Raw genomic sequence first — 23,893 nt, 5'->3', positions numbered from 1 at the left:
CCCGGCCCGGCCGCCGGTCACCGTGGCCGGATTGAGATTTCGCGTCGACGAAAGTCGACCCGGCGCCAACCGATCCGGCGGCGCAGCGCGCGCCCGGCCGGTCGGGCCAGCAGCAGCAGCGCGGCCAGCGCCGGCAGCCCCCACGGGTACACCGAGGTCTCCGCCGCGAATCCGGCGCCGGTGTCCGTCCGGCCGGTGCCGGCGGGGACATTCGCACCGGGTCCGCCGCCGGGCGCGGTCCGGGGGCCGCCGCCGGCCGCGCCCGGCTGGCCGACCTGACCGTGTACGGCGTAGCGCCCGACCGCGGGCGCGCCGAGCGGCACGTCGATCAGGTAGGTCCGGGTCGCGCCGGCGGGGATCGCGCCGAGGCGGGGTGGCCCGACGATGGTCGTGACCCGGTCCGGGCGGCCGGTGAGCAGGGTGGTCGCCGGCACGACAACGGTGTCGCCCGCGTTGTGTACCGACAGTTCGACAGTGATCCGGGTCGGCAGGCCGAAGAGGCCGGTCAATCGGTCGCGGCCGCGGGGACCGGCGATCCGCAGCTCGGCGATCCGCAGTCCGGCCGGCACGCCGGGTTCGGCCGCCGGCGGCGCGGTGATTCCGGAGACCCGCACCGGTACGGCGGCAGCCACTGGACCGCCGACGGCGCTGGCGCGGAGCACGCAGGGGCAGCCGACCGGCGGCTCCGGGACGGTGAACTGGACGGTGGCGCTGCCCGACGGCGGGACGTAGACGTGCACGGCGGCCGCCACCGCGCAGTCCCGCACCCCCCGCCGGGCGGCGTTGCCGCAGAGTTCGAGTTGGACCGTCCCGGCCGGCCAGCCCGCCAGTCCGACCACGATCCGGTCCCGCACCCGGACCAGCCCGTCCGCCACGGTGATCTGGTTGCCGGCGGGCGACGGGGAGACTGGCGACGGGGCGGCGACCAGCGGGGCGGCGGGCGACGGCCCGGCGAGCGACACGGCCGCGAGCGTCGTGGCCAGGATCGGCACCGCCAGCAGCGACGGGTAGGCGGCCGACCGGACCGGGTTCACGAGGCGCTGATCGGCGCCGGCACCGGCGCGCCGCGAGCCGCGCCGGTGTCCTCGATTCCGGTGTCCTCGGTTCCGGTGTCCTCGGTTCCGGCCGGACGCGGGAGGCGCTGGCGCCGCCAGCGGCGCAGCAGGGCCACTCCGGTCAGCACCAGGAGGCCCGCCAGGAGGAGCCACGGCGGCGCCCAGGCGGTTCCCGACCTGATCACCGGTGGCAGGGCGGTGTCGATGGTGGTCGGTGCGATGTCCGCCTCGGCCGTCAACCGTAGCGCCGGGGGGACGCCGGTGACCCGCTCGGTGACGGTGAAGGTGCCGCCGGGCAGCAGTTCGGGCAGGTCGACCCGGTCGGTCCGGGCCAGCCGCCAGCCGAACGGACCGGCGATCGTCACCGCGCCGGTCCCGCCGACCCGGACGTTACCGGCGTTGTGCAGCCGGTAGGTGACGGTGGCGTCCCCGCCGCCGAACGGGTTCAGGGGGTTGTCGTACCACACGGTCATCGACGTCACCGCCAACGCTGGCCGGACCTCGCCGGCCACCCGCAGGTAGACCCGGGCGGCCACCCGCCGGTCGACGGTGACCCGCTGCCCCTGCGCCTCCGCCCCGGGCTGGGCCACCGCGCCGATCACCCCGCCGACGTGGTCGCCGGGGGTGGCGTTGTCGGGGACGGTGATTCGGAACGCCAGGTCCACCCACCGTCCGGGAGCCACCGTGTGGGTCCCCTCGGCGAAGCTGATCCAGGATCCGACGTCCGTGGCGGGCTGGCTGGCCGGCAGGAGTGCGAACGCCCCGTCGTCGGTGGTGAACGCGTCGGTGCCGTACACGGCGAAGGTCAACGGCTGGTCGCCGAGGTTGCTGATCCGTACCTGGTCGGTGATCTCGTCACCGGGCGCCAGGTCGTACACGAAGTAGTTCCGGCCGGTCGGACCGTCCGGGCCGGACGGCTGCACGGCCCAGGTGAAGGCCGTACCGGCGGCGGCTGGTGGGCTCGGACTCGGCGCCGGGGCGGCGCCGGCGGCCGGAACCGGCGCCAGGGTCGCCAGCGCGGTAAGCGTAACCAGCCCGGTAAGGCCGGCCAGCGTGTTGAGCCTTGCCAGCGTGTTAAGCCGTCGGGTCGGTCGGGGGTCATGGGTCATGCCGGTCTCCGGAGGGTGAGGTCACTGGCGGGCAGCCAACCGCGGGACGGAGTCCGCCGGGCGCGGCACCGGCAGGGCGCGGCGGCGCCGGCGGCGGGCCCGGTGGGGCGGGAGGTTCCCGCCCCACCGGGATTCGGCTGAATCCGTCCGCTCAGGAGAGCGTGAGGGTCAGCGTGGCGGTGTAGTCGCCGGCCGGTGCGGCCGGCGGGACACCCAGGTTGAGCTGGGCGCCGCAGGTGAAGCTTCCGGCGCTCGCGCCGGCCGCCGACGTGCACAGGGCCCGGGCGCTGCCCAACCCTGCCCCGGGTTCGGCCGCCGACCCCGGGGTCACCACTGCGGGGACGCCGGCCAGCGGGTCGGTCTCCGCGGCGGCGGTCGGCACCCAGCCGAGGTTGTCCGCGGCGATCACGTCGCCGCCGGCGGAGACGAAGTCGGTCACCTGACCGACCAGGCTCCAGCCGGCGTTGGTGCCCCGGAGGTCGGCCACGGAGGCGCTGTTGAGCGCCCCGCTGGCGACCTCACCGTTGCCGACGGCCGGCAGGGTCACCGAGTCGCCGGCCACGCCGAGGGTCAGCGGGCCGCCCCGCACCGTGGCGGTGATCCGCTGGTCGGTTCCACCGCCGGCCGGCGTGCCGAAGGTGACCGGGGTGAAGGTGTCCTGGCTGCGGTCAGCCGAGCCGCGGGCGGCGAACGTGATCACGTAGCACTGCACCGCCGTGCAGTCGACCTCGGCGCCGTTGCGGTCGGTGTAGAGGGCGCTGATCGGCAACGTGGTCTGGAAGGTGCCGTCGGTGTTGAGGGTGTCCCGCGCGTCCGTCGGCAGGTTGTCCCGGCTGACCCACTTGGTGACCTGGAGAACGCTCGCGTTGGTCCAGTGGTTGTCCACCTTCGGCCCGAACGAGACGTAGATGCCGGCCGCTCCGTTGGCTTCCGGGTCGAATCCGGAGCCGGTCACGGTGATGACCGCCCCGGCCGGCTCGACGCCGGCCGCCGGGCTGACCCCGACGGTGGGTACGGTCGGCTCCTCGCCGCCGGTGCTGAAGGTGAACGAGACCGGGTCCAGCGTCTCGCCGGCGGCGTAGAAGCCGTTGAAGGCCGAGGCGCCCTCGGCGGTCAGCACCGCCGCCAGGTCGGTGCCGACCACCGTGGCACCGTCCTGACCGGGGCTGCCGGTCAGGGTGGCGATGGTGGCCTGCTCGACCTGGACCGGTTCGGCCGCGGTGGAGACCAGTTCCACGTCGGCCTTCAGCTGGACCGCGCCATCGGCCAGCTCGACCGCCGGGTTGGCCAGCGTGATGGTGAAGAAGTGCGCCGGATACGAGAAGACGATGGTCCCGCCGTACCGGGCGGTGCCGGTGCCGGTGGTCGGGTCGTAGCTGCCTCCGGTGGCGGGGAAGGCGAAGGTGCCGTCGGCGTTGATCGAGGCGCCGTTGCTCGCCGCGATCGGCGGGCTGCCGTTGCCACCGGAGACGTAGGTCCGGAAGGACGCCTTGAACCCCCAGGTGAGGGTGCCGCCGCTGAGGTCTGCCTCGGCCGCCGAGGCGGGGCCGGCACCGGCGAGGGCTGCCATCGCGCCGAGGGCGGCGACCGCCACCCAGCGGGTGGACCGCCACCGCGGAGTTCCGGCTCTCGATCGGGTCATGCCCGGTTCCTTTCGTCGTACCGCCCGGTCCGCGAGGTGTGCGGACCGGCCCGGTTGCATCAGAAGATAGGTTAGGCATACCTAAGTCGATCTTCATCGGCCGGCCGGCCCGCAATTCCGCCATTCCGGCCCTTGCCCGGGTCAGGGCTCCTGATTTAGGTTAGGCAAACCTATGTTGACCTTGTAGCGATCCGCTCACCGCGGGTACGAGGAGCCGAGATGCGACCAGTTCGGACCGTTGCCCTGGCCGGAGTCCTCGGGCTGGTCATCGCGACACCGCTCCTGGCGGACCGGACGCCGGCCGAGGCGGGGGCGCAATCCGGGCAGCGACTGACCGTCTCCAAGAGCAGCGGCGTGAGCCGCGCCGGCGAGCGGGTCACCGTCACCGGCTCCGGATACGACGAGACAAAGGGCATCTACGTCGCGTTCTGTGTGGACAACGGCGCCGGGAGGCTGCCCACCCCGTGCGGTGGCGGTGCCGACCTGAGCGGCAGCCTCGGCGCCTCGCACTGGATCTCCTCCAACCCCCCGTCGTACGGGGAAGGACTCGCCGTGCCGTACGGGCCGGGCGGATCGTTCCGGGTCCAGCTCTCCCTGACCGCGAAGATCGGTGACGTGGACTGCACCGTGCGGACCTGCTCGGTGGTGACCCGCAACGACCACACCCGCAGCGCGGACCGGGGGCAGGACGTCCGGGTGCCGATCAGGTTCGCCGCCGCACCGGCCGGGAACGCCCCGCCGGCGGCCCGACCCACGACCACCCGCCCGGCGGCCCCCGGCGCCCAGCCACCACCACCGACGACCGGCCGACCCAGCGCCACCGCGGCGGCCGGGGCCGCGGCCGACCCGACCGGATCCACCGGCCCGGATCCGGCGGTCGGTGCCGCCAGCGCCGGACCGCCTGGGATCGGCGAACCCCAGGTCACCCGGGTCAGCAGCGCCGAGAGTCTCGGCGGCTGGTGGCTCGCCTGCCTGGCCGCCGTCGCCTTCGGCGCACTGCTGCTGTACGGCCGCCGGCTGCGCCGGGGGTCAGCGGGCAGACGTGGAGCTGGGCCGGCGTGACCTCTTCACTCGTGCACCTCCGCCGATCCGACCCACCTGGCCCGCCCGGCCGGCGCCGTCCGCCTGCCTGGCACCGTCGGACCGTCCGAGGCTGGTGGATGGCCCGGGCCGGGCTCGGTGCGGCACTGCTGCTGGCCACCGGGGTGGCCGGCTGCGCCGGGCCGACGGCTCGGTCGGCCGAGACTCCCCCGACCGGCTGCGGACCGGTCACCGCCGAAGTGGAGTCGATGGACGTCACGCCCCTGGACCCCACGCCCCGACCCGCCCTGCCGGTCACCGTGCCGTCCGCCGACGGCGTGACCAGCACCGTCACCGACGCCAGCCGCATCCTGCCGGTGAACCTCTACGGCTCCATCGCCGAGATCGTGTTCAGCCTCGGCCTGGGCGGCAGCGTGGTGGGGCGGGACACCTCCACGACGTTCGCCGCCGCGGCGCACCTGCCGGTGGTGACCCCGGCCGGACACGACCTGTCGGCCGAGGCCATCCTCGCGCTCGAACCTACGGTGGTGCTCGCCGACGACAGCATCGGTCCGCCCGAGGTGCTCGACCAGCTCCGCGCCGCGGGGATCCCGGTGGTCCTGATAGCCGACGAGCAGACCCTGGCCGCCGTACCGGAGCACATCCGCGCCATAGCCGGCGCGCTCGGCGTGGCCATCGCCGGCGAGGAGCTGGTTCGCCGGGTGGACGCCGAGATCGAGGCCGCCCGGCGGCAGCCCGGCAGCGGCCCGCCGCCCCGCGTGGCGTTCCTCTACCTGCGGGGCACCGCGGGCGTCTACCTGATGGGTGGCGACGGCGCCGGCTCCGACGCGATGATCGAGGCGATCGGTGCGGTCGACGCCGGCAGCGCGATCGGGCTCCGCCGGTTCCGGCCGTTGACCAGCGAAGGGCTCATCAACGCCGCGCCCGACATCATCCTGGTGATGAGCGAGGGGTTGGCCTCGGTGGGCGGCGTCGACGGGTTGCTCGCCCTGCCCGGGGTGGCACAGACCCCGGCCGGCGCGAACCGCCGGATCGTCGACATGGCCGACGGCGTCCTGCTCACCTTCGGCACCCGCACCGGCTCCGCCGTGCGGGCCCTGGCCCGGGCGGTGTACGAATGCCGGTGACCCGCCCCCGGGCCGACCCGGTCGACGCGCCGGTCAGTCGGCCGCCGGCCGGCCTGCGACCGGTGCCGGGGCCGCTGCTGATCGGCGGTCTGGCCGGCGCCCTGGTGCTGGTGGCCCTGGTCGCCGCCGGTCGGGGCCAGGTCCAGATCGGCCCGGCCGAGGTGATCGGCTCGGTGCTGCACCGGATCGGGCTGGAGATCGGCCCGCTGCCCGCCGCCGCCCACGGCGAGGACGCACTCTGGATCGTCCGGTTCCCCCGGGTGCTGCTCGCCGCGATCGTCGGGGCCGCGCTCGGCTGCGCCGGCGCCGTCATGCAGGGCGTCTTCGGCAACCCGCTGGCCGAACCCGGGGTGATCGGGGTCTCCGCCGGGGCGGCCGTGGGGGCGGCGCTGGCGATCGTCACCGGCGTCACCGCCGTCGGCAACTGGACCGTCGCCGCCGCCGCGTTCGCCGGCGGTCTGCTCACCACGTACGCGGTTTATCTGCTCTCCCGATCCGACGGTCGCACCGAGGTGGTGACCCTGGTGCTCACCGGGATCGCCGTGAACGCGGTTGCCGGGGCCGCGATCGGGCTGCTGATGTTCGTGGCCGACGAGGCCGGGGTGCAGGCCATCGCCTTCTGGAACCTGGGCAGCCTGGCCCAGGCCACCTGGGGGGCGGTGGCGGTGACGCTGCCCTGCCTGGCCGTCGGGCTGGTCGCCGCGCTCGCCGGTGCCCGCCGCCTCGACCTGCTCGCCCTCGGTGAACGGTCGGCGCGCCACCTCGGGGTGGACGTCGAGCGGCTGCGGGTCTCGATGATCGTGGTGACCGCCCTGCTCGGCGCGTCGGCGGTCGCCTTCACCGGCGTGATCAGCTTCATCGGCCTGGTCGTGCCGCACCTCGTCCGGATGGTCGCCGGGCCGGGTCACCGGGTGCTGCTGCCGGCCAGCGCCCTCGGCGGCGCGGTGGTGGTGATCCTGGCGGACCTGGCCGCCCGGACCCTGGTCGACTACCAGGAACTTCCGCTCGGCGTGCTGACCGCCCTGGTCGGCGGGCCGTGCTTCTTCTGGCTGCTGCGGCGTACCCGTACCCGGGCCGGAGGGTGGCGGTGACCGGCCGGCCGGCCGCCCGCGGACCGGGCGCGGCGCGGCGGCTGCGCGGCCTGCCCGGTCTGGTCCGGCCGGCGCCCCGGGTTCCGCGCCCGCCGGTTGCCGGCCACGTCGTCGCCCGGGCCACCGGAGTCCGGGTGCTGCTCGGCGGCCGGCCGGTGCTCGACGGTGTGGACCTCGCGGTCCGGTCCGGCGAGGTGCACGCCCTGGTCGGGCCGAACGGCGCCGGCAAGTCGACACTGCTGGCGGCGATCAGCGGCGACCTGCCGCTGGCCGGCGGCTCGGTGCAGATCGACGGCGCCGAGCCGGGGACCTGGACGCCGGTCGAACTCGCACTGCGCCGCGCCGTCCTCACCCAGCGCACCACGTTGAGCTTCCCGTTCACGGTGGCCGAGGTGGTCCGGATGGGGCGGGCCCCCTGGGCCGGCCTGCCACCGGCCGACCAGGACGACGTGATTGTCGAGGAGGCGCTGCGGCGTACCGACGTGACCCGGTTCGTGACCCGGGCGTACCCGTCGCTCTCCGGCGGCGAGCAGGCCCGCGCCGCCCTCGCCCGGGTGCTCTGTCAACGGGCCACCGCGCTGCTGCTCGACGAGCCGACCGCCGCGCTCGACCTGCGGCACCAGGAGCTGGTGATGGGGATCGCGCGGGAACGGGCCGGCGCCGGCGACGCGGTCCTGGTCGTCCTGCACGACCTCGGGCTGGCCGGCGCCCACGCGGACCGGATCACGCTGCTCGGGGCGGGCCGGGTGCGGGCCACCGGCCGGCCCGCCGAGGTGCTGACCCCCGGGGTGCTCAGCGACGTGTACGCGCACCCGGTCGAGGTGCTCCCCCACCCCCGCACCGGGCTGCCGATGGTGGTCCCGGAGCGGCCGGCACCGCCGGTGCCCGCCGTCGACCGGGCGGCTTCACCCGTCGTCCGTCCGCACCACACCGCGAGCGAGGAGTCACCATGAGCGAGGAGCCGGCCGTCGCGTTCTCCACCCGGCTGCGGGAGGCCACCTGGTCGGATCACCGGGCGGCCGAGGCCCCACCGGTGCTGACCGCCCTGGTCGGCGGCGAGCTGGACCGGGCCGGCTACGCCCGGCTCGCCGCCCAGCACTACTTCATCTACCGCGCCCTGGAGGAGTGCGCCGGCCCGATGCGGGACGACCCCGTCGCCGGTGGCTTCGTCGACGAGCGGCTGACCCGGCTGCCCTCCCTCGTGGCCGACCTGGAGTTCCTGGTCGGAGCCGACTGGGACGGCCGGATCTCACCCGGCGCGGCGACCCGCGCGTACGTGGCGCGCATCCGCGAGGTCTGCGACGCCGGCCCGGTCGGGTTCGTCGCGCACCACTACACCCGCTACCTCGGCGACCTGTCCGGCGGGCTGTTCATCGGACGCGGGATCACCCGCGCCTACGGCCTGACCGACGGCCGCGGCGTGGCGTTCTACCGGTTCGAGGCGATCGGTGACCCGCGCGCCTACAAGGCGGCCTACCGGCGCCGGCTGGACGACCTGCGGCTCTCCGAACCGCAGCGGGCGGCCCTGATCGAGGAGGTGGTCGTGGCGTACCGGCACAACACCGCCGTCCTGGCCGAGCTGGGGTCCGAACTGCTCGACGCGGTGACGACGGCGGCCGAGGGCAGGGCGGCATGACGCGGTCGTTGCCGGCCGGTGGGAGCGGACCGTTCACCCCCGACGTGGTGGCCGCGATCAGCCGCCACATGAACGACGACCACGCCGCCGACTCGTTGCTGATCTGCCGGGCGTTGGGCGGCCGACCGGACGCCACCGCGGCCCGGATGACCGGCATGGACGCGACCGGCATCGACTTCACCGTGACGGTGCCCGCCGGTGCGGTGCCGGTGCGGGTGCCGTTCGCCCACCGGTTGACCGAGCGGGGCGAGGTCCGCCGCGAGGTCGTCCGGCTGTACCGGCGGGCGTGCGCGCTGCTGGGGGTGCCCGCGCGGCCGGCCGGCTAGGCCGGGCGTCGCCACCCGCCGGGCCACGATCGAACGCCTCGCTTACGCTGTGCGTACCACAGGGTGTGCCGGAACGGCACGGTCGCGCCACCGGCGTGACCAGGTCCGCCGGGACCGCGGACGACCGCTCTGGCCGGTACGGCAGCGCAGCCGGCCGGCGTCGGGCACTCGCTTGAGGAGGCGATTCAATGACGGAGAAGGCGCAGATCGGGGTAACGGGTCTGGCGGTGATGGGGCGGAACCTGGCCCGCAACTTCGCCCGGCACGGCCACACCGTGGCCCTGCACAACCGCTCGTACTCCCGGACGAAGGAGCTGTTCGAGACCTTCGGCCACGAGGGGACCTTCATCCCGTCGGAGACCGCCGAGCAGTTCGTCGCCTCTCTGGAACGCCCGCGCCGGCTCATCATCATGGTCAAGGCCGGCACCCCGACCGACGCGGTCATCGACGAGTTCGCCCCGCTGCTGGACGAGGGCGACATGATCGTCGACGGCGGCAACGCCCACTTCGCCGACACCCGCCGCCGGGAGCGCACGCTGCGGGAGCGGGGGCTGCTCTTCGTCGGCGCGGGCATCTCCGGCGGCGAGGAGGGCGCTCTGAACGGCCCGAGCATCATGCCTGGTGGGCCGGCCGAGTCGTACGACGCGCTGGGTCCGCTGCTGGAGGACATCTCCGCCAAGGTGGACGGCACCCCGTGCTGCACGCACATCGGGCCGGACGGCGCCGGGCACTTCGTCAAGATGGTGCACAACGGCATCGAGTACGCCGACATGCAGCTCATCGCCGAGGCGTACGACCTGCTGCGGCACGCCGCCGGGTTGGCGCCGGGCGAGATCGCCGAGGTGTTCCGGGGGTGGAACACCGGGCGGCTCGACTCCTACCTGATCGAGATCACCGCCGAGGTGCTCGGGCACACCGACTCGGTGACCGGGCAGCCCTTCGTCGACGTGGTGCTGGACCAGGCGGAGCAGAAGGGCACCGGCCGCTGGACGGTGCAGACCGCGCTGGACCTGGGGGTTCCGGTCAGCGGCATCGCGGAGGCCGTCTTCGCCCGTTCGCTGTCCGGCAACGCGCACCTGCGGGCGGCGACGCAGGGTCTGCCGGGGCCGGTCCCGGGGCAGGCTCCGGTCCCCGCCTCCCTGGTCGACGACGTGGAGCAGGCGCTGTACGCGTCGAAGATCGTCGCCTACGCGCAGGGCTTCAACCAGATCCAGGCCGGCAGCGCGGAGTACGGCTGGCGGGTGGACCCGGGTGCGATCGCGACGATCTGGCGGGGCGGCTGCATCATCCGGGCCAAGTTCCTGGACCGGATCCGGGACGCCTACGACACCGTGCCGGCGCTGCCGTCGCTGCTGACCGACGAGTACTTCCTCGACGCCGTTCGGGGCGCGCAGGACGCCTGGCGGCGGGTGGTGACCACCGCGGTGCAGCTCGGCATCCCGGTGCCCGGCTTCGCCACCGCACTGTCCTACTACGACGGTCTGCGGGCCGAGCGGCTGCCGGCCGCGCTGGTGCAGGGTCAGCGGGACTTCTTCGGCGCGCACACCTACCGGCGGATCGACCGGGCCGGCGCCTTCCACGTCACCTGGGGCGGCGACCGGGCCGAGACCTCGGCCTGACCGGACGGCTCACCCCCGCGCCAGCGACCCGTCGACGAGGTAGTAGCTTAGCCTAAGCTAACCGCCGGTCGGCGGATTTCGTCGATGGTGCGGGGGGTCGCGTGGTGCTGCCCGATGACCGGTTGACCGCCGGTCGGATCCTCGGTGGCGCCCTGGCGCGGCACCGGGGCCGGATCGCGGTCGGCGTCGCGCTGCTCTGCCTGCACCAGGCCGCCGAGGCGCTGGTGCCGGTGGCCATCGGTGTGACGATCGACCGGGCGGTGGCGACCGGCGACCGGCTGGCGCTGCTCTGGTCCGTCCTGGGCATGGCGCTGCTGTTCACGGTGCTCGCGCTCGCCTACCGGTTCGGCTCCCGGCAGGCCGTCATCGCGATCGAACGGGAGGCCCACCTGCTGCGGGTCCGGGTGGCCGCCCGGGCGTTGGACCCCCGGGGGCAGCGGACCGGTCTGCGGTCGGGGGAACTGCTCGCCATCGCCTCCTCCGACGCCGAACGGTCCGCGCTGATCATCCGGGCCGGCTCGGTGGGGATGGCCGCCCTCACCGCCCTGGCGGTCTCGTCGGTGGCGCTGCTCACCATCGACGTGCCGCTCGGGCTCGGCGTGCTGGTCGGCGTACCGCTGCTGGTGCTCGCGCTGCAGGGGCTGGCGCCGCTGCTGACCCGGCGGGAGGATGCCCGGCAGGCCGCCGCCGCCGGCACCACCGCGCTCGCCACCGACCTGGTCAACGGCCTACGCGCGGTACGCGGCATCGGAGCGCAGGACAACGCCGTCCGACGGTACGAGACGTCCAGCCGGCAGACCCTGACGGTGACCCTGCGGGCGGCCACCATGAACGGGGTGTACCAGGGCATCACCACCGCGGCCAGCGGCCTGTTCCTGGCCGCCGTCGCCGCCGTCGCCGGCTGGCTCGCGCTGCGGGGCCGACTGAGCATCGGCGAGTTCGTGGCCGTGGTGGGGCTGGCCCAGTTCATCGCCGAACCGGTCCAGACGCTCGGCTACTGCGGGCAGGTGGCGGCGGCGGCGCGGGCCTCGGCCGGCCGGGTGGCGGGGGTGCTCGCCGCGCCCGCGGTGCTCGAATCCGGCGACCGGCCGCTGCCGGCGCCGAGCCGGACCCGGCTGGCGCTGGAGCAGGTCAGCTACCGCACCCTGACGGAGGTGGAGCTGCGGTTGGCCGCGGGCGAACTACTCGGCGTACTCGCGCTGGACCCCCGCGACGGCGACGCGTTGCTGGCCCTGCTCGCCGGGCCGGTGGCCGCCGACGAGTACACCGGTCGGCTGCTCATCGACGACGTGCCGGCCGAGAGCCTGGACCTGGCCGAACGTCGCCGCGCCGTGCTCGTCGAACAGCACGAGGTCGCGCTCTTCGAGGGGACCCTGCGGACGAACCTGGTCACCGACGGCGCGTCCGGGTCTCCCGACCGGGTGGTGGCGGCGGCCCTGCGGGCGGCGGCGGTGGAGGAGCTGGTGGCCGGCCTGCCGGCCGGGCTCGAACACCCGGTGACCGATCGGGGCGCCACCCTCTCCGGCGGGCAGCGTCAGCGGCTCGGACTGGCCCGGGCGCTGGCGGCCGGGGCGCCGGTGCTGGTGTTGCACGACCCGACCACGGCGGTCGACGCCGTGACCGAGGAGCAGGTCGCCGAAGGGCTGACCGGGCTGCGGACCGGTCAGCCGGACAGCGCCACCCTGGTGTTGAGCAGCAGCCCCGCCCTGCTGTCCCGGATGCATCGGGTGGTGGTCCTCGACTCGGGACGGGTCGCGGCGGTCGGCCACCACGACCAGCTGATCCGGACCGACAGCCGTTACCGGGAGGCGGTGCGGCGATGACCGGCTCCGGCACCACAGTGGAGCAGCCGGCCGGCTCCGCGGTCGGCGGTGGCCCGGCCACCGCCGCGGCGGTGTCCAGGCTGCCGATCGCGTCGGCAGGCCGCACCTGGGGTCTGCTCTGGGCCGAGTTCCGCCGGCTGCCCGGCCTGGTCGCCACGGCCGTGCTGGTCGTCGTCGCCGCCAGCGCCGCCGGGCTGGTCGCGCCCTGGGTGCTGGGCCAACTGGTGGACGACATCCGCGCCGATCCGGCCGGTGCGCAGCTGGCCCGACCGGTCGTGCTGATCGCGGTGGCCGCGCTGCTGGCCGGGGCGCTGACCGGGATCGGCGCCGTTCTGGTGGCCCGGGTCGGCGAGACCGTCCTGGCCCGGCTGCGGGAGCGGGTGATGGATCGGGCCCTGCACCTGCCGACCACGGCGCTGGAACGGTTCGGCACCGGTGACCTGCTCTCCCGCGTCGGCGACGACGTGTCGGTGGTCACCACCGCGATCACCACCACCGCTCCGGCGTTGCTGTCGGCCCTGCTCACCGTGCTGCTGACCGGGGTCGGGCTGTTCGCCCTCGACTGGCGGCTGGGGTTGGCCGGGCTGCTGGCGGCGCCGATGTACGCGCTCGCGCTGCGGTGGTACCTGCCCCGCTCCGGGCCGTACTACGCCCGGGAGCGGGCGGCGACCGGCGACCGGGCCCAGGCGATGATCGGGTCGCTGCGGGGGCACGCGACCGTCCGGGCGTACCGGCTGGAGGCCGACCACACGACCCGGATCGAACAGCGCTCGGCCGCCGCCCGGGACCTGTCCGTCACGGTCTTCCGGCTGTTCACCCGGTTCGGTTCGCGGATCAACCGGGCCGAGTTCGTCGGGCTCACCGCGGTGCTGGTGGTGGGCTTCGTGCTGGTCAGGGCGGATCTGTCCACTCTGGGGGCGACCACCGCTGCGGCGCTGTACTTCCACCGGCTCTTCAACCCGCTCTTCGCGCTGATGCTGAGGTTCGACGAGGTGCAGATGGCCGGCGCCAGCCTCGCCCGGCTGGCCGGGGTGGCGCTGCTGGACCCCCCGGCCGAGCCGGTCGGCGGCCGCGAGCCGGCCGACGCGTCGATCGAGATCACCGGCGTCGGTCACCGGTACGACGACGGCCCGCCGGTGCTGCACGACATCACCCTGCGGGTGGAGCCGGGAGCCCGGGTGGCGCTGGTCGGCGCCAGCGGTGCCGGCAAGACCACGCTGGCCGGCATCGTGGCCGGTCAGCTCGCACCGACCGGCGGGACGGTACGGCTGGGCGGGGTGGATCTGGCGCACCTCGGTGAGCTCCGGATCCGGCGGCAGGTCGCGCTGGTCAGTCAGGACGTGCACGTCTTCTCCGGGCCGTTGCTGGAGGACGTCCGGTTGGCCAGGGCGGACGCCAGCGACGCCGAGGTACGCGCGGCGCTGGCGACGGTCGGCGCGCTGTGCTGGGTCCAGGCCCTGCCCGACGGCGAGCGGACCGAGGTCGGCGAGGTCGGACACCGGCTGACCGCCGCCCAGGCCCAGCAGCTCGCGCTCGCCCGGCTGGTCCTGGCCGACCCGCCGGTGGCGATCCTCGACGAGGCGACGGCGGAGGCCGGCAGCGCCGGCGCCCGGGACCTCGATCGTGCCGCGGCGGCGGCCACCGCCGGGCGGACCACCCTGATCGTGGCGCACCGGCTGGTCCAGGCGGTGCGGGCCGACCGGATCGTGGTGCTGGACCAGGGCCGGATCGTGGAGACCGGCACCCATGACGAACTGCTGCGGGCCGATGGCCGCTACCGCCGGCTCTGGCGGACCTGGAGCGGAACGGCGACACCGGGGACGGCGGCGACAGCGGGTACGGCGCCGCGGCCGCCCCGGCCGCGGCCGGGCCGGCACTGACGCCGGCTGGGGCGACGCCTCAGCGGTCCAGCTCGCGCAGCATCCGTTCGAGGGTTTCCGCCGTACGGTCCGGCGGGTCGGCCTCGACGCAGAGCCGCTCCATCGCGGCGGCGTAGTGATCGACGTCGTCGCGCTTGTCGAGATAGAGGGCGCTGGTCAACTGTTCCATGTAGACGACGTCGGGCAGGTCCTGCTCCGGAAACCGCAGCATGGTGAAGGCTCCACCGGCCGCCGCGTGGCCGCCGGCCTGGAACGGGATCACCTGCAGCCGGACATTCGGCAGTTTGGTCGCCTCCAGTAGTGCGGCGATCTGGCCACGCATCACCGACCGGCCACCGATCGGCCGTCGCAGCAGCGCCTCGTCCACCACCACCCAGAGGTTCGGCGCGTCCGCGCGGGTGAGCACCTGCTGGCGGGCCATCCGCAGGTTGACCCGGCGCTCGATCTCCGCCTCCGGTGCCCGCCCGTGTCCGAGCAGGACGACAGCGCGGGCGTAGTCGCGGGTCTGCAGCAGGCCGGGGACGAACTGCACCTCGTACGTGCGGATCAGCACCGCCGCGGCTTCCAACCCCAGATAGGACTGGAACCAGTTCGGCAGCACGTCGCCGTAGCGGTGCCACCAGCCAGGGTTGTTCGCGTCCCGCGCCAGGGCCAGCAGCGCGGTGCGGTCGGCGTCGTCGGTCACGCCGTAGAGGGTGAGCAGATCGGCGACGTCGCGTTCCTTGAAGCCGACCCGGCCGAGCTCCATCCGGCTGATCTTCGACTCCGACGCCCGGATCTCCCATCCGGCGGCTTCCCGACTGACACCCTGGGCCTCCCGAAGCTTGCGCAGCTGGCTGCCGAGCAGCATGCGGAGCACCGTCGGACCCCCGGCCGACGCGCTCTCCGGTTGAGCCGTCGTCACGTGTCGACCTCCGGGCGCTTCGCGCGGGCCCATGACCGGACCCGGCTCTCTCTGCCGGGTAAGCATGCCATGACCCGTTGGTGACGTGGATAAGCCGTTAGCCTGATTCTGCTCCGGCCCCGACCGCCGGATGTCCGTCGCGTGCCGGCACCTGGCCCGCGACGGCGCACCCGGGGACGGCCGCCGTTACCCGGGTAGCAGGTGGTCGAAGTCGCCGTCCCTGGCCCCGAGGATGAACGCCGCCATCTCGTCCGGTGTGTAGATCAGCGCCGGACCGTCCGGGTCGCGGGAGTTGCGGACCGCGATCCCGGTTCCGCCAGGCAGCCGCGCCACCTCGACGCAGTTGCCGCTCGGGTTGCTCCGGCGACTCTTGCGCCAGGTGACGGCCGGCAGTTGACCGGTCGGCATCCCGTTGTACGTGTCGTCTGTTCCGCTGTGCGAGTTAGCCATCGAATCTTCCTAGGTGCCCACGGACCGCGAGCTCTGGACGGGAGTGCGTTCGACGGTCGGCCGCCCCTCATTGCACCGTCTCCTGCACGTGCATCATCCCTTGCGCCTGCAAGAGATCACGAGCATGATAGCGCCATGAAGTTGTGCCCAGTTGTTTACGTTCGGTGACTGGAGTGTGTGCAATTGCCGGCTAAACGGACACTCCGGGTTACTGGCCGTATCGCTCGGCGCCCCGGAGCCGTGCCGACAGCGGGGTCCGGTGGGAGCGTTCCCCGTCCCGCGTCGGGAACTTGTCGGCGACGCGTACCCGGCTCGTGGAAGGGATGCCCATAGTGGACGTTCTTCCTTTCGTGCTCGGACTCACCGCGGTGACCGGATTCGGCTCGGCCTGGCACGCGTTCCGCCGGCTGCGGCGGGCCGAGGCCCGGGTCACCGCACTGCGGCACGAGTTGGCGGCCGAACGACACGCGGCCAGCCACGACCCGCTCACCGGCCTGCCGAACCGGCGCGCCTTCGACCGGCTCGGCAGCGCCCTGCTGGCGGCGCCGCCCGGCCCGTACCTGGTCGCCGTCGTGCTCGACCTGGACAACTTCAAGCAGATCAACGACCAGTTCGGCCATGCCGCCGGCGACGAGGTGCTGATCGCCGTCGCCCAGCGGTTCTCCGCGTACGCCAAGGGTCGGCTGGTGGCCAGGCTGGGCGGCGACGAGTTCGCCGCACTGATCACCGGTCCGACCGACGACGAGACGTGGCTCTGCTACACCAGCCAGCGGCTGACCGAGCTGATCGCCGTGCCGATGCAGGTGGCGGGGGAACTGGTCACTGTCACCGGTTCGGTGGGCCTCGCTCCGGTGCCGGCCGGCGCTGGGCTGTCGGAGGCGCTGCGCCGGGCCGACGCGGCCATGTACCGCGCCAAGGAACGCGCCCGGGCCAGGGCCTGCGAGCGGGCCGTCCGGACCATCCGGGCAGCTGATCCGACGGTGGCCGGCGCGCCTGCCGGACCGACCGTGGCCGGCCCGGCAGGTCGGTCCGACCACGGTGTCGGGCACCAGCTGCCGGACGAGTTCAACCCCCACCAGTTCACCTGGCCGCCGGCCGCCCGACATCCGCCCGCCCCGCCAGCACCCACCCGGCAACTGGTTGACACGACACGACGCACCGACACAGGAGGGCCGTGACCATGCCCACCCCCACGATCGACCCGAACCGCCGCGATCCGTCCGAGGTCGCGCCGACGGACACCTACCGCCCCGCCGACCCGGTGTGGGTCTACCGCGGCGGTACCTGGCGCGCCGGGGTCGTCGAGGCGAGCTCCGCCCACGCGGCCATGGTGACCTACCAGCCGAACGGTGCCCGGGGCACCGGCGTCGACACCCTGACCGCCCAGTACATGCTGCCGCGCGTGGATATCGACCCGCTGGTGGATCTGCGCCGCTGACCGGGTCACCACCCGCCGCCGCTGGCCTCCCGACCGCCAGCGGCGATGACGGCCGCCCGTCCGGGCGCCGGTGCCATGCCCCCATGCCCCCATGCCCCGGTGTCCGGTCGGCCGCCCGGCGCTTCCTCGACGGATGACGACCTCCACCGGAGATGACCTCCACCGGACCCGACCATCGGCCGACCGACCGTCTGTTGATTGGCCGAACGTTCGATCCTAGACTGGTCAGCGCGCGCTGCGGTCAGCCGACGTTAACCGTCCTCCGACTGCCGATAAAGTTAGCTGCAGACGAGCCGACGGAGGTTGGCATGACCGGCGAGGGCCCGGGTGGATCCACCCTGGCGGACAAGCTCAACCTGCTGTTCGAGACGGTGCACCCGGCGCACCGGAGCCCGTACACAGCCCGGGAGGTGGCCGACGGCATCCGCAACCACGGCGGCTCCATATCGGACGTCTACATCTGGCAGCTGCGCACCGGCCGGCGGACCAACCCCACCAAGGAACACCTGCAGGCGCTCGCCGACTTCTTCGACGTCGACCCCGCCTACTTCTTCGACCGGCGTCGCGCCGAGGAGATCGAACGAGATCTCCACGCACTGCACGCCATGCGCAACCTGAAGGTACGCGCGGTAGCGACGAGACTCAGTACGCTACCGGAGGATCAACTCGACGCGGTCGGCGAGATCCTCGACCGCGTGGTCGAGGCGCTACAGGCCCAGCGGGGTGATCCGGACAGTACCCACCGATCCACGTGACCGTCTCGGAATAACGGCGGGCGGACCGAGCCCAGGAGCGCGATGACATGAACCTCGCCCGGCTACGTCAGATCTGCCTCGCCCGCCTCGCCGAACTCCGCGACCAGGGACTGCGGATTCCGACCCCGTTCGACGCCGCCGCGCTCTGTGCGCGGGTCGGCGACTGCCTGGGTCAGCCGATCAGGTTGGTCGGCGTACCGATGCCGGCCGGCGCCCCGTTCGGCCTCACGCTGTTCACCGACAACGGCCACATCATCGCCTACGAGCAGGGCACCAGCCGGGTCCACCAGGACCACATCATCGCCCACGAACTCGGGCACGTGCTGTTGGACCATCGCTCCTACGCCGTCGACGACGAGACCGCGGCCCAGTTGCTGATGCCGACGCTACGCCCGGCGATGGTGCACCAGGTCCTCAACCGCACCGGCGCGTACAGCCGGCAGGAGGAGCAGGAGGCCGAGATGATGGCGACGATCCTGCTGGAGGAGGCGAGCCGACGGGAGGAGGCCAGGCGGTCGGTGAGCACCGGCGGGGACGGCCTGTCGGAGACCGACGCCGCACTCTACGCGCGCCTGCGACACGGGCTCGAACAGCCGCACCACTAGGCTTCCGGTCGACCGTCACCGGGAGGACCGCAATGGACACCCCGCTGTATCTCTTCTGCGCGCTCAGCGGTTGGCTCGCCTTTGCCTACAAGCTGCGCGACCTGCGCCAGGATCCGGCGAACCGGGTGCTGCGGGCGATGGTCTACGCGTTCTGTTCGTTCGCGGTGGCCATCACCCTGGCCGTGCCGCCGATCGCCCGGACGGTGGACCAGCTCACCGGCCTGCCCAACCTGGCCCGGATCCTGTCGCACGGCGGGGTGATGTCGATCGCGGCGCACGCCGAACTGCTGCTGCTCTTCCTGGCCATGCCGGCCGAGCGGGCCGCCCCCCGGGCCCGGCTGCGGCTGTGGGCCTCCACCGCCGCGTTCGGCGTGCTGGCGGCGCTCTGGCTCACCACGCTGCCGATGGACCCACCGGTCGACCTGGACATCCATGACGGCGACAGCCCCACGGTCGCGGTCTACATGACCATCTACCTGGCGGTGTTCGTCGCCTACTGCGCGGACATCGCCCGCCTCTGTTGGCGGTTCGCCCGGGTGAGCCCCCGGTCGTGGCTGCGGCTGGGGCTGCGGGTCACCGCGACCGGGGCGACCTTCGCGCTGGTCTACTGCACCAGCAAGGCCTGCTATCTGGCCGCCTACCGGCTCGGCTACCAGCCGGTCGGCGAGCCGGAGATCAACTCTGTCCTGGTCACCATCAGCGCCCTGCTGATGCTGGTCGGGATGACCGTGCCGACCTGGGGACCCCGAGCGGACGCGGCCGCCGGCTGGCTGGCGCGGCTGCGCGCCTGGCGACGACTCGGACCACTCTGGCGGGCGGTGGTCGCCGTCCAGCCGCACCTGGTGCTCGACGAGCGGGCCCACCGTTGGCCGGTCGCGCTGCGCGACCTCGACTACGCCCTGCACCGGCGGATCACCGAGATCCGCGACGGCCGCCTGGCGCTGCGTCCGTACATTGATGAACGGATCGGCCCGGTCGCCGCCGGGCTGGCCGCGGCCGCCGGGCTCGCACCGGACCGGCGGATGCCCGTCGTCGAGGCGGCGCTGCTCGCCGCCGGGGTGCGCGCCGCCCGGTCGCGGACCCCGGCGGCCCGGCCGGACCGGACCCGGCCGCACAGTCCGGTCGGTGGCTACCTCGGCGAGATTCACTGGTTGACCCGGGTAGCCACCGAGTTCCGCCGCTCCCCGGTGGTGGCCGGCACCCTCGACCGGACCGTCCAGTTCGCGCCGGACACATCGACGGTGACCTCGGCGCGGTGACCGCCGATGACGGCTAGGGCGCCGACGGCCGGTCCGATGCCCCGCCCAGGTGCTGCCGGTGGTAGGCGCGGACCAGGTCCTCGACCCGTGCCCGCAACGCCAGGAAGCCGGCCGACCGTTTGACCGCCAGATCCCGATCGGCGGCCAGGTCGACGGTGAGGTCAGCGGCGATCCGGCCCGGATCGGAGGCGAGCACCACCACCCGCTGGCCCAGGAAGACCGCCTCCTCCACGTCGTGGGTGACCATCAGCACGGTGGTACCGGTGTCGCGCCAGACCCGCCGGATCAGCAGTTGCATGTCCTCCTTCGTCTGCACGTCGAGTGCCCCGAACGGCTCGTCGAGCAGCAGCACCTCCGGTTCGCCGGCCAACGCCCGGGCGATCGCCACCCGCTGGCGCTGCCCGCCGGAGAGCTGCTTCGGCAACGCCCGACGCAACTGCGTCAGGCCGGTCTCCGCGAGGTACCAGTCGACCCGGCGGGTCCGCTCGGCGCGGCTGATCGGAAGTAGCTCCAGTCCGAACGCCACGTTGCGCTCGACGGTGCGCCACGGGTACACCGCACCGGACTGGAACACCAGGCCCCGGTCCGGCCCCGGTCCGGAGATCGGGCGGCCGTCGAGGCGAACCGCACCGACTGTGGGTGGGATCAGGCCGGCCACCAGCGCCAACAGGGTCGACTTGCCGGAACCGCTGGCGCCGACGACGCAGACGAACTGGCCCCGCGGCACGACCAGGTCGATGCCGTCGAGCGCCCGCACCATGCCGTCGGGCCGGCGGAAGTCCCGGCCGACGCCGACGAGCTCCAGCACCGGGTCGGCGGCCGGTGCCGCACCGGCCCGAGCGGTCCCGGCCGCCGGCCGGGACCCGGTCGTCATGTCCACCTGCCGATCCGGTCGCGGGACAGCCGCAGCAGCAGGTCGATGGCGAGTCCGATCAGGGCGATCACCACCAGCACCGCGAAGATCCGGTCGATCTGGTTGAACCGCTGGGCCCGGATGATCCGGTAGCCGAGACCGGACTCCGACGCGATCAGTTCCGCCACCACGACGAAGTTCCAGGCCGCGGCCGCGTTCACCCGGATCGAGTCGAGCATGCCCGGCAGCGCGTGCGGCACGATCACCTTCCGGAGCACCTCGGTCCGCCGGGCGCCCAGGGTGTACGAGACGTCGATGAGCGACACCGGCACCTGGCGGACCGCGTCGGCGGTCATCAGGGTGTTGAAGAAGACGGTGCCGATGAAGAGCAGGGCCACCTTCGACGGTTCGCCCAGCCCCAGCCAGATGATCAGCAGCGGAATGAACGCGCTGGCCGGCAGGTAACGCAGCAGGCCGATCACCGGTTCGAGCGCTGCCCGGCCGGCCTGGAAGCTGCCCATCACGATGCCGAGCGGAACCGACACCACAACGGCCAGCCCGAAACCGCGCAGCACCCGCCCGACGCTGGCCCCGGCGTCGGTGAGCAGTTGGCCCGAACGGGCCAGTTCCACCCCGGCCGCCCAGGACTCCAGCGGGGACGGCAGGTAGTCGGGGCGGCCGTCGATCACCCCGCTGAGCAGCTGCCACAGCGCCAGCGGGACCAGCACCGACGCCGCCCCGAGCGACATCCGGGCGGCGGCCGGGATCGGGGTACGGATCGCCAGCACCGCGGGGAGCCGGCGCGGCGGGCGGCGGCGCGGCAGCGGCCCCCAGCCGGGGTGGGTGCCCTCGGCCACGGCGCCACCGGCGGCGGTGGCGGTCACGACCCGGCGGCCTTGACGAAGGTGTCGTCGAGCAGCCCGTCCAGCGGCGGCTCCTCGTCGACCAGACCGGTCTCGACCAGGAAGCGGGCGATGGAGCGGGCCTGGAAGTCCAGGTTCGCCGGCGTCTGGCCGGGGGTGAAGGCGGCCAGGTTCTGCTCCCGGGTGAAGATCGTCGTGCCGGCGTTGTACGACTGGTATTCGGCCACGCTCACGCCACCCTTCGCGGCCATGATCTCGACCGCGGCGTCCTGGTTCGCGGCGATCCAGGCCAGCGTGTCGAACCAGGTGTCGACGATCGCCTGCACCTCGTCCGGGTGCTCGTCGACGAAGGCCGCCTCGAAGACCAGGTGGTCGGGGATGGCGCCGGGAAAGTCGGCCGAGGTGGTGATGGCCCGGCTGCCGGGGAGCCCGAGCGCCGTCGTGGTGAACGGGGCGAACGCGCCGACGGCGTCGACCTGCCCGGCCAGGAAGGCCGCCGCGGCGGCGTCGGTCAGCAACGGCTTGAGCTCGATGTCGTCCGCGCTGAGCCCGGCCTCGGCCAGCGCGAGCAGCAGCAGGTAGTGGTCGACCGTGCCCTCCTCCACCGCCACCTTCCGGCCGCGCAGGTCCGCGACGGAGGAGATGCCGGGCCGGGCGATGATCTGGTCGTTGCCGGTTGAGTTGTCGTTGACCAGGACGATCGTCTGCTCGGCGCCGCCGCTGACCGAGGAGAGGGTGTCGTTGAGGGTCTGGCTGTTGGCGTCGAGGTTGCCGGTGGACAGCGCGGTCAGGCTGTCGGTGTAGCTGTCGAAGTAGGTCAGCTCGACGGTCACCCCGTTCGCGGCGAACAGGCCCTGGTCCTCGGCCACCTGCCAGGGGAACCAGCCGGGCCAGGCGGAGAAGCCGAGGCGCACGGTGACCGGCCCACCCTCGGCGGGTTCGTCGGTGCCGGTCGAGCAGGCGGTAAGCAGCAGCGCGGCCGCGCACGCGGCGGCGAGCGGACCGCGGACTATTCGACGGATCATTGTCACTCCATGGGGTCAGCGACGGGGCAGATGTCCGGACCGCACCAGGCAGCCGAGGGTGTCGCAGATGACGCGGGTCGCGATGAGCGAGGTGATGTCGGCGTTGTCGTAGGGCGGAGAGCACTCCACCACCTCGATCCCGGCCAGCGGCCGGGCGTCGGAGATGAGCTGGATGAACTTGAGCACCTCGCGGGGGAGGAAGCCGCCCGGCTCGGGCCAGCCGGTGCCGGGTACGAAGGCGGCGTCCAGGCAGTCGACGTCGAACGACAGCCAGACCGCCTCGGCGCCGTCCCAGGCGACCTCCAGCGCCCGCTCGGCGGCGGCCTCGATGCCCATCTCCACGCAGTCGGTGACCGTCATGATGGTGGTGCCCCGCTCCCGGCCGACCTTCACCCCGGGCCGGGGAGCCTGCCAGCCGCCGATGCCGATCTGGACCAGGTTCTTCGGGGGCACGTTCGGCAGGTCGGTGGCGTGGAACCACGGCGTGGTGTGCATCCGCTCGTCGAGGTCGGTCTCCTGGGTGTCGACGTGCCGGTCGAAGTGGATGATGCCGAGAGCGCCGGTGAGGTGCTGCGCCACCCCCCGCACGGTCGGGTAGCCGATCGAGTGGTCTCCGCCGAGCACCACCGGGAATGCGCCCGAGGCGTACACGTGGGCGACGGCCTTGGAGATCTGGTCGAAGGTCTTCTCGATGTTGGCCGGGATGGTGAAGATGTCGCCCAGGTCGGCGATGGTGATCGACTCGCGCAGGTCGACACCGAGCTCGAACGAGTACGGCCCGTAGAGCGCGGAGATCCGCCGGATGCCCTGCGGGCCGAATCGGGTGCCGGGGCGGTAGGTGGTGCCGCCGTCGTAGGGCGCGCCGAGCACCGCGACGTCGTACTCCCCGCAGCGTCGCACGTCCTCCAGGTAGGGGGCCTTCAGGAAGGTGTTGATCCCGGCGAAGTGCGGCAGTTCCCCCCGCGAGAAGGTCGGGATCCGGCGGTCCACGATGGAGTCGGCGCCGGGTAGGCCGTACTCCAGTCCCCGGGCGATCTCCTCCGCCCACCTGGTGCTGGGCAGTTCGGCCTCCCGGGCGACCGCGTAGGCGGCCTCCGGGCCGTAGCGGTCGTGGGGTCGGAAGGCGGCTCGCTCGTCGGATCCGTCGTCGGGGACCGGTCGCCGGTCGTGGGGTGGATGGTGATCGTGCACGGAGCCCATGGGCAGCCTCCAGATGAGGCCTGGCCGGAGCACAGCCAGGCTGGCTGTCTCCCGGGCTTTTGTCCCGCCGTGGAACGCCACGTCGTGGCGCCTGCGTCTCTCGGTCCAGACCCGTCGCGGCCTACCTGCGACCGTGGCGGCGGAACCCTAGACGCGCCTCACCGGTGGTGAGTCACCCCGGAGTAGAACCCC

22 protein-coding genes, 1 pseudogene and 1 riboswitch are annotated in these 23,893 nt (G+C 73.6%); of the genes and pseudogenes, 14 read left to right on the top strand and 9 right to left on the bottom strand.

Annotation, left to right across the window (positions count from 1 at the left end; all coding sequences use genetic code 11):
• Positions 1 to 17: 17 nt before the first annotated feature.
• From O7627_RS16455 to O7627_RS16445, 3 genes are all read right to left on the bottom strand, one after another.
• The gene (locus O7627_RS16455) at positions 18 to 1,034 is read right to left on the bottom strand and encodes a hypothetical protein (protein WP_278094396.1); all 1,017 of its coding nucleotides are present in this window, start codon (positions 1,032 to 1,034) and stop codon (positions 18 to 20) included.
• Complete coding sequence (locus O7627_RS16450) at positions 1,031 to 2,164, bottom strand: DUF916 domain-containing protein (protein WP_278094395.1); 1,134 nt, start codon at positions 2,162 to 2,164, stop codon at positions 1,031 to 1,033. Before O7627_RS16450 ends, O7627_RS16455 begins: the two co-directional genes overlap by 4 nt.
• Positions 2,165 to 2,315: 151 nt before the next feature.
• Positions 2,316 to 3,806, bottom strand: coding sequence for an HtaA domain-containing protein (locus tag O7627_RS16445; protein ID WP_278094394.1), 1,491 nt, complete (start codon positions 3,804 to 3,806; stop codon positions 2,316 to 2,318).
• A gap of 219 nt (positions 3,807 to 4,025) precedes the next feature.
• Between O7627_RS16445 and O7627_RS16440 the strand changes: the two genes are divergently transcribed.
• From O7627_RS16440 to O7627_RS16400, 9 genes are all read left to right on the top strand, one after another.
• Positions 4,026 to 4,868: a hypothetical protein gene (locus O7627_RS16440; RefSeq protein WP_278094393.1), complete on the top strand. Its 843-nt coding sequence runs from the start codon at positions 4,026 to 4,028 to the stop codon at positions 4,866 to 4,868.
• A gap of 98 nt (positions 4,869 to 4,966) precedes the next feature.
• Complete coding sequence (locus tag O7627_RS16435; RefSeq protein ID WP_278094392.1) at positions 4,967 to 5,974, top strand: ABC transporter substrate-binding protein; 1,008 nt, start codon at positions 4,967 to 4,969, stop codon at positions 5,972 to 5,974.
• Complete coding sequence (locus O7627_RS16430) at positions 5,965 to 7,065, top strand: iron ABC transporter permease (protein ID WP_278094391.1); 1,101 nt, start codon at positions 5,965 to 5,967, stop codon at positions 7,063 to 7,065. The genes O7627_RS16435 and O7627_RS16430 overlap by 10 nt, the downstream gene beginning before the upstream one ends.
• Entirely contained in the window at positions 7,062 to 8,018 is a 957-nt protein-coding gene (locus O7627_RS16425; RefSeq protein ID WP_278094390.1) for a heme ABC transporter ATP-binding protein, read from the top strand. The genes O7627_RS16430 and O7627_RS16425 overlap by 4 nt, the downstream gene beginning before the upstream one ends.
• Positions 8,015 to 8,701, top strand: coding sequence for a biliverdin-producing heme oxygenase (locus O7627_RS16420; RefSeq protein ID WP_278094389.1), 687 nt, complete (start codon positions 8,015 to 8,017; stop codon positions 8,699 to 8,701). Before O7627_RS16425 ends, O7627_RS16420 begins: the two co-directional genes overlap by 4 nt.
• Complete coding sequence (locus tag O7627_RS16415) at positions 8,698 to 9,027, top strand: DUF2470 domain-containing protein (RefSeq protein WP_278094388.1); 330 nt, start codon at positions 8,698 to 8,700, stop codon at positions 9,025 to 9,027. The genes O7627_RS16420 and O7627_RS16415 overlap by 4 nt, the downstream gene beginning before the upstream one ends.
• 188 nt (positions 9,028 to 9,215) lie before the next feature.
• Positions 9,216 to 10,646, top strand: coding sequence for an NADP-dependent phosphogluconate dehydrogenase (gene gndA / locus O7627_RS16410; protein ID WP_278094387.1), 1,431 nt, complete (start codon positions 9,216 to 9,218; stop codon positions 10,644 to 10,646).
• 101 nt (positions 10,647 to 10,747) lie between these two features.
• Positions 10,748 to 12,469, top strand: a complete 1,722-nt coding sequence (locus O7627_RS16405; protein WP_278094386.1) for an ABC transporter ATP-binding protein — start codon at positions 10,748 to 10,750, stop codon at positions 12,467 to 12,469.
• Positions 12,466 to 14,349: an ABC transporter ATP-binding protein gene (locus O7627_RS16400; protein WP_278094385.1), complete on the top strand. Its 1,884-nt coding sequence runs from the start codon at positions 12,466 to 12,468 to the stop codon at positions 14,347 to 14,349. Before O7627_RS16405 ends, O7627_RS16400 begins: the two co-directional genes overlap by 4 nt.
• A 19-nt stretch (positions 14,350 to 14,368) precedes the next feature.
• Here O7627_RS16400 and O7627_RS16395 read toward each other — a convergent pair whose 3' ends face one another.
• Positions 14,369 to 15,199 (bottom strand): helix-turn-helix transcriptional regulator, encoded by an 831-nt coding sequence (locus O7627_RS16395; protein WP_278098300.1) that lies wholly within the window; start codon positions 15,197 to 15,199, stop codon positions 14,369 to 14,371.
• A gap of 240 nt (positions 15,200 to 15,439) precedes the next feature.
• Positions 15,440 to 15,703 carry a DUF397 domain-containing protein gene (locus O7627_RS16390; RefSeq protein WP_278094384.1) on the bottom strand — a complete coding sequence of 88 codons (264 nt, stop codon included), beginning with the start codon at positions 15,701 to 15,703 and terminating at the stop codon, positions 15,440 to 15,442.
• 323 nt (positions 15,704 to 16,026) lie between these two features.
• On the opposite strand from O7627_RS16390, the pseudogene O7627_RS16385 reads away from it, so the two are divergent.
• The 5 genes and pseudogenes from O7627_RS16385 to O7627_RS16365 all read left to right on the top strand — a co-directional run.
• Positions 16,027 to 16,641 (top strand): annotated as a pseudogene (locus O7627_RS16385) (GGDEF domain-containing protein); the annotation flags it as partial.
• Between the two features lie 242 nt (positions 16,642 to 16,883).
• Entirely contained in the window at positions 16,884 to 17,141 is a 258-nt protein-coding gene (locus tag O7627_RS16380) for a hypothetical protein (RefSeq protein WP_278094383.1), read from the top strand.
• A gap of 308 nt (positions 17,142 to 17,449) precedes the next feature.
• The gene (locus tag O7627_RS16375; RefSeq protein WP_278094382.1) at positions 17,450 to 17,896 is read left to right on the top strand and encodes a helix-turn-helix domain-containing protein; all 447 of its coding nucleotides are present in this window, start codon (positions 17,450 to 17,452) and stop codon (positions 17,894 to 17,896) included.
• Positions 17,897 to 17,943: 47 nt separating this feature from the next.
• Complete coding sequence (locus tag O7627_RS16370; protein ID WP_278094381.1) at positions 17,944 to 18,501, top strand: ImmA/IrrE family metallo-endopeptidase; 558 nt, start codon at positions 17,944 to 17,946, stop codon at positions 18,499 to 18,501.
• A gap of 32 nt (positions 18,502 to 18,533) precedes the next feature.
• The gene (locus tag O7627_RS16365; protein ID WP_278094380.1) at positions 18,534 to 19,760 is read left to right on the top strand and encodes an MAB_1171c family putative transporter; all 1,227 of its coding nucleotides are present in this window, start codon (positions 18,534 to 18,536) and stop codon (positions 19,758 to 19,760) included.
• A gap of 13 nt (positions 19,761 to 19,773) precedes the next feature.
• Here the strand turns inward: O7627_RS16365 and O7627_RS16360 are convergent, their stop codons facing one another.
• The 4 genes from O7627_RS16360 to O7627_RS16345 are packed head-to-tail and all read right to left on the bottom strand — an operon-like array spanning position 19,774 to position 23,701.
• A complete protein-coding gene (locus tag O7627_RS16360; protein WP_278094379.1) occupies positions 19,774 to 20,634 on the bottom strand; it encodes an ABC transporter ATP-binding protein in 861 nt (286 codons plus the stop codon).
• The gene (locus O7627_RS16355) at positions 20,631 to 21,497 is read right to left on the bottom strand and encodes an ABC transporter permease (RefSeq protein WP_278094378.1); all 867 of its coding nucleotides are present in this window, start codon (positions 21,495 to 21,497) and stop codon (positions 20,631 to 20,633) included. The genes O7627_RS16360 and O7627_RS16355 overlap by 4 nt, the downstream gene beginning before the upstream one ends.
• Positions 21,494 to 22,501 carry an ABC transporter substrate-binding protein gene (locus O7627_RS16350; protein WP_278094377.1) on the bottom strand — a complete coding sequence of 336 codons (1,008 nt, stop codon included), beginning with the start codon at positions 22,499 to 22,501 and terminating at the stop codon, positions 21,494 to 21,496. Before O7627_RS16350 ends, O7627_RS16355 begins: the two co-directional genes overlap by 4 nt.
• Before the next feature lie 15 nt (positions 22,502 to 22,516).
• Positions 22,517 to 23,701, bottom strand: coding sequence for an agmatinase family protein (locus O7627_RS16345; RefSeq protein WP_278094376.1), 1,185 nt, complete (start codon positions 23,699 to 23,701; stop codon positions 22,517 to 22,519).
• 46 nt (positions 23,702 to 23,747) lie between these two features.
• A riboswitch (guanidine-I (ykkC/yxkD leader) is annotated at positions 23,748 to 23,863 on the bottom strand.
• Positions 23,864 to 23,893: the final 30 nt, after the last annotated feature.

This window comes from Solwaraspora sp. WMMD1047 (genome assembly GCF_029626155.1).
Taxonomy (GTDB): domain Bacteria; phylum Actinomycetota; class Actinomycetes; order Mycobacteriales; family Micromonosporaceae; genus WMMD1047.
The sequence above is the reverse complement of the archived record's forward strand: the minus strand, read 5'-3'. Positions and strand labels throughout refer to the sequence as shown.

Excerpts from the sequence above, each read along its gene's own strand:
- O7627_RS16400 (WP_278094385.1), top strand. The coding sequence starts at position 12,466 with ATGACCGGCTCCGGCACCACAGTGGAGCAGCCGGCCGGCTCCGCGGTC.
- gndA (WP_278094387.1), top strand. The coding sequence starts at position 9,216 with ATGACGGAGAAGGCGCAGATCGGGGTAACGGGTCTGGCGGTGATGGGG.
- O7627_RS16420 (WP_278094389.1), top strand. The coding sequence starts at position 8,015 with ATGAGCGAGGAGCCGGCCGTCGCGTTCTCCACCCGGCTGCGGGAGGCC.
- O7627_RS16440 (WP_278094393.1), top strand. The coding sequence starts at position 4,026 with ATGCGACCAGTTCGGACCGTTGCCCTGGCCGGAGTCCTCGGGCTGGTC.
- O7627_RS16360 (WP_278094379.1), bottom strand. The coding sequence starts at position 20,634 with ATGACGACCGGGTCCCGGCCGGCGGCCGGGACCGCTCGGGCCGGTGCG.
- O7627_RS16415 (WP_278094388.1), top strand. The coding sequence starts at position 8,698 with ATGACGCGGTCGTTGCCGGCCGGTGGGAGCGGACCGTTCACCCCCGAC.
- O7627_RS16435 (WP_278094392.1), top strand. The coding sequence starts at position 4,967 with ATGGCCCGGGCCGGGCTCGGTGCGGCACTGCTGCTGGCCACCGGGGTG.
- O7627_RS16445 (WP_278094394.1), bottom strand. The coding sequence starts at position 3,806 with ATGACCCGATCGAGAGCCGGAACTCCGCGGTGGCGGTCCACCCGCTGG.
- O7627_RS16370 (WP_278094381.1), top strand. The coding sequence starts at position 17,944 with ATGAACCTCGCCCGGCTACGTCAGATCTGCCTCGCCCGCCTCGCCGAA.
- O7627_RS16430 (WP_278094391.1), top strand. The coding sequence starts at position 5,965 with ATGCCGGTGACCCGCCCCCGGGCCGACCCGGTCGACGCGCCGGTCAGT.
- O7627_RS16345 (WP_278094376.1), bottom strand. The coding sequence starts at position 23,701 with ATGGGCTCCGTGCACGATCACCATCCACCCCACGACCGGCGACCGGTC.
- O7627_RS16450 (WP_278094395.1), bottom strand. The coding sequence starts at position 2,164 with ATGACCCATGACCCCCGACCGACCCGACGGCTTAACACGCTGGCAAGG.
- O7627_RS16375 (WP_278094382.1), top strand. The coding sequence starts at position 17,450 with ATGACCGGCGAGGGCCCGGGTGGATCCACCCTGGCGGACAAGCTCAAC.
- O7627_RS16395 (WP_278098300.1), bottom strand. The coding sequence starts at position 15,199 with ATGCTGCTCGGCAGCCAGCTGCGCAAGCTTCGGGAGGCCCAGGGTGTC.
- O7627_RS16365 (WP_278094380.1), top strand. The coding sequence starts at position 18,534 with ATGGACACCCCGCTGTATCTCTTCTGCGCGCTCAGCGGTTGGCTCGCC.
- O7627_RS16380 (WP_278094383.1), top strand. The coding sequence starts at position 16,884 with ATGCCCACCCCCACGATCGACCCGAACCGCCGCGATCCGTCCGAGGTC.
- O7627_RS16390 (WP_278094384.1), bottom strand. The coding sequence starts at position 15,703 with ATGGCTAACTCGCACAGCGGAACAGACGACACGTACAACGGGATGCCG.
- O7627_RS16350 (WP_278094377.1), bottom strand. The coding sequence starts at position 22,501 with ATGATCCGTCGAATAGTCCGCGGTCCGCTCGCCGCCGCGTGCGCGGCC.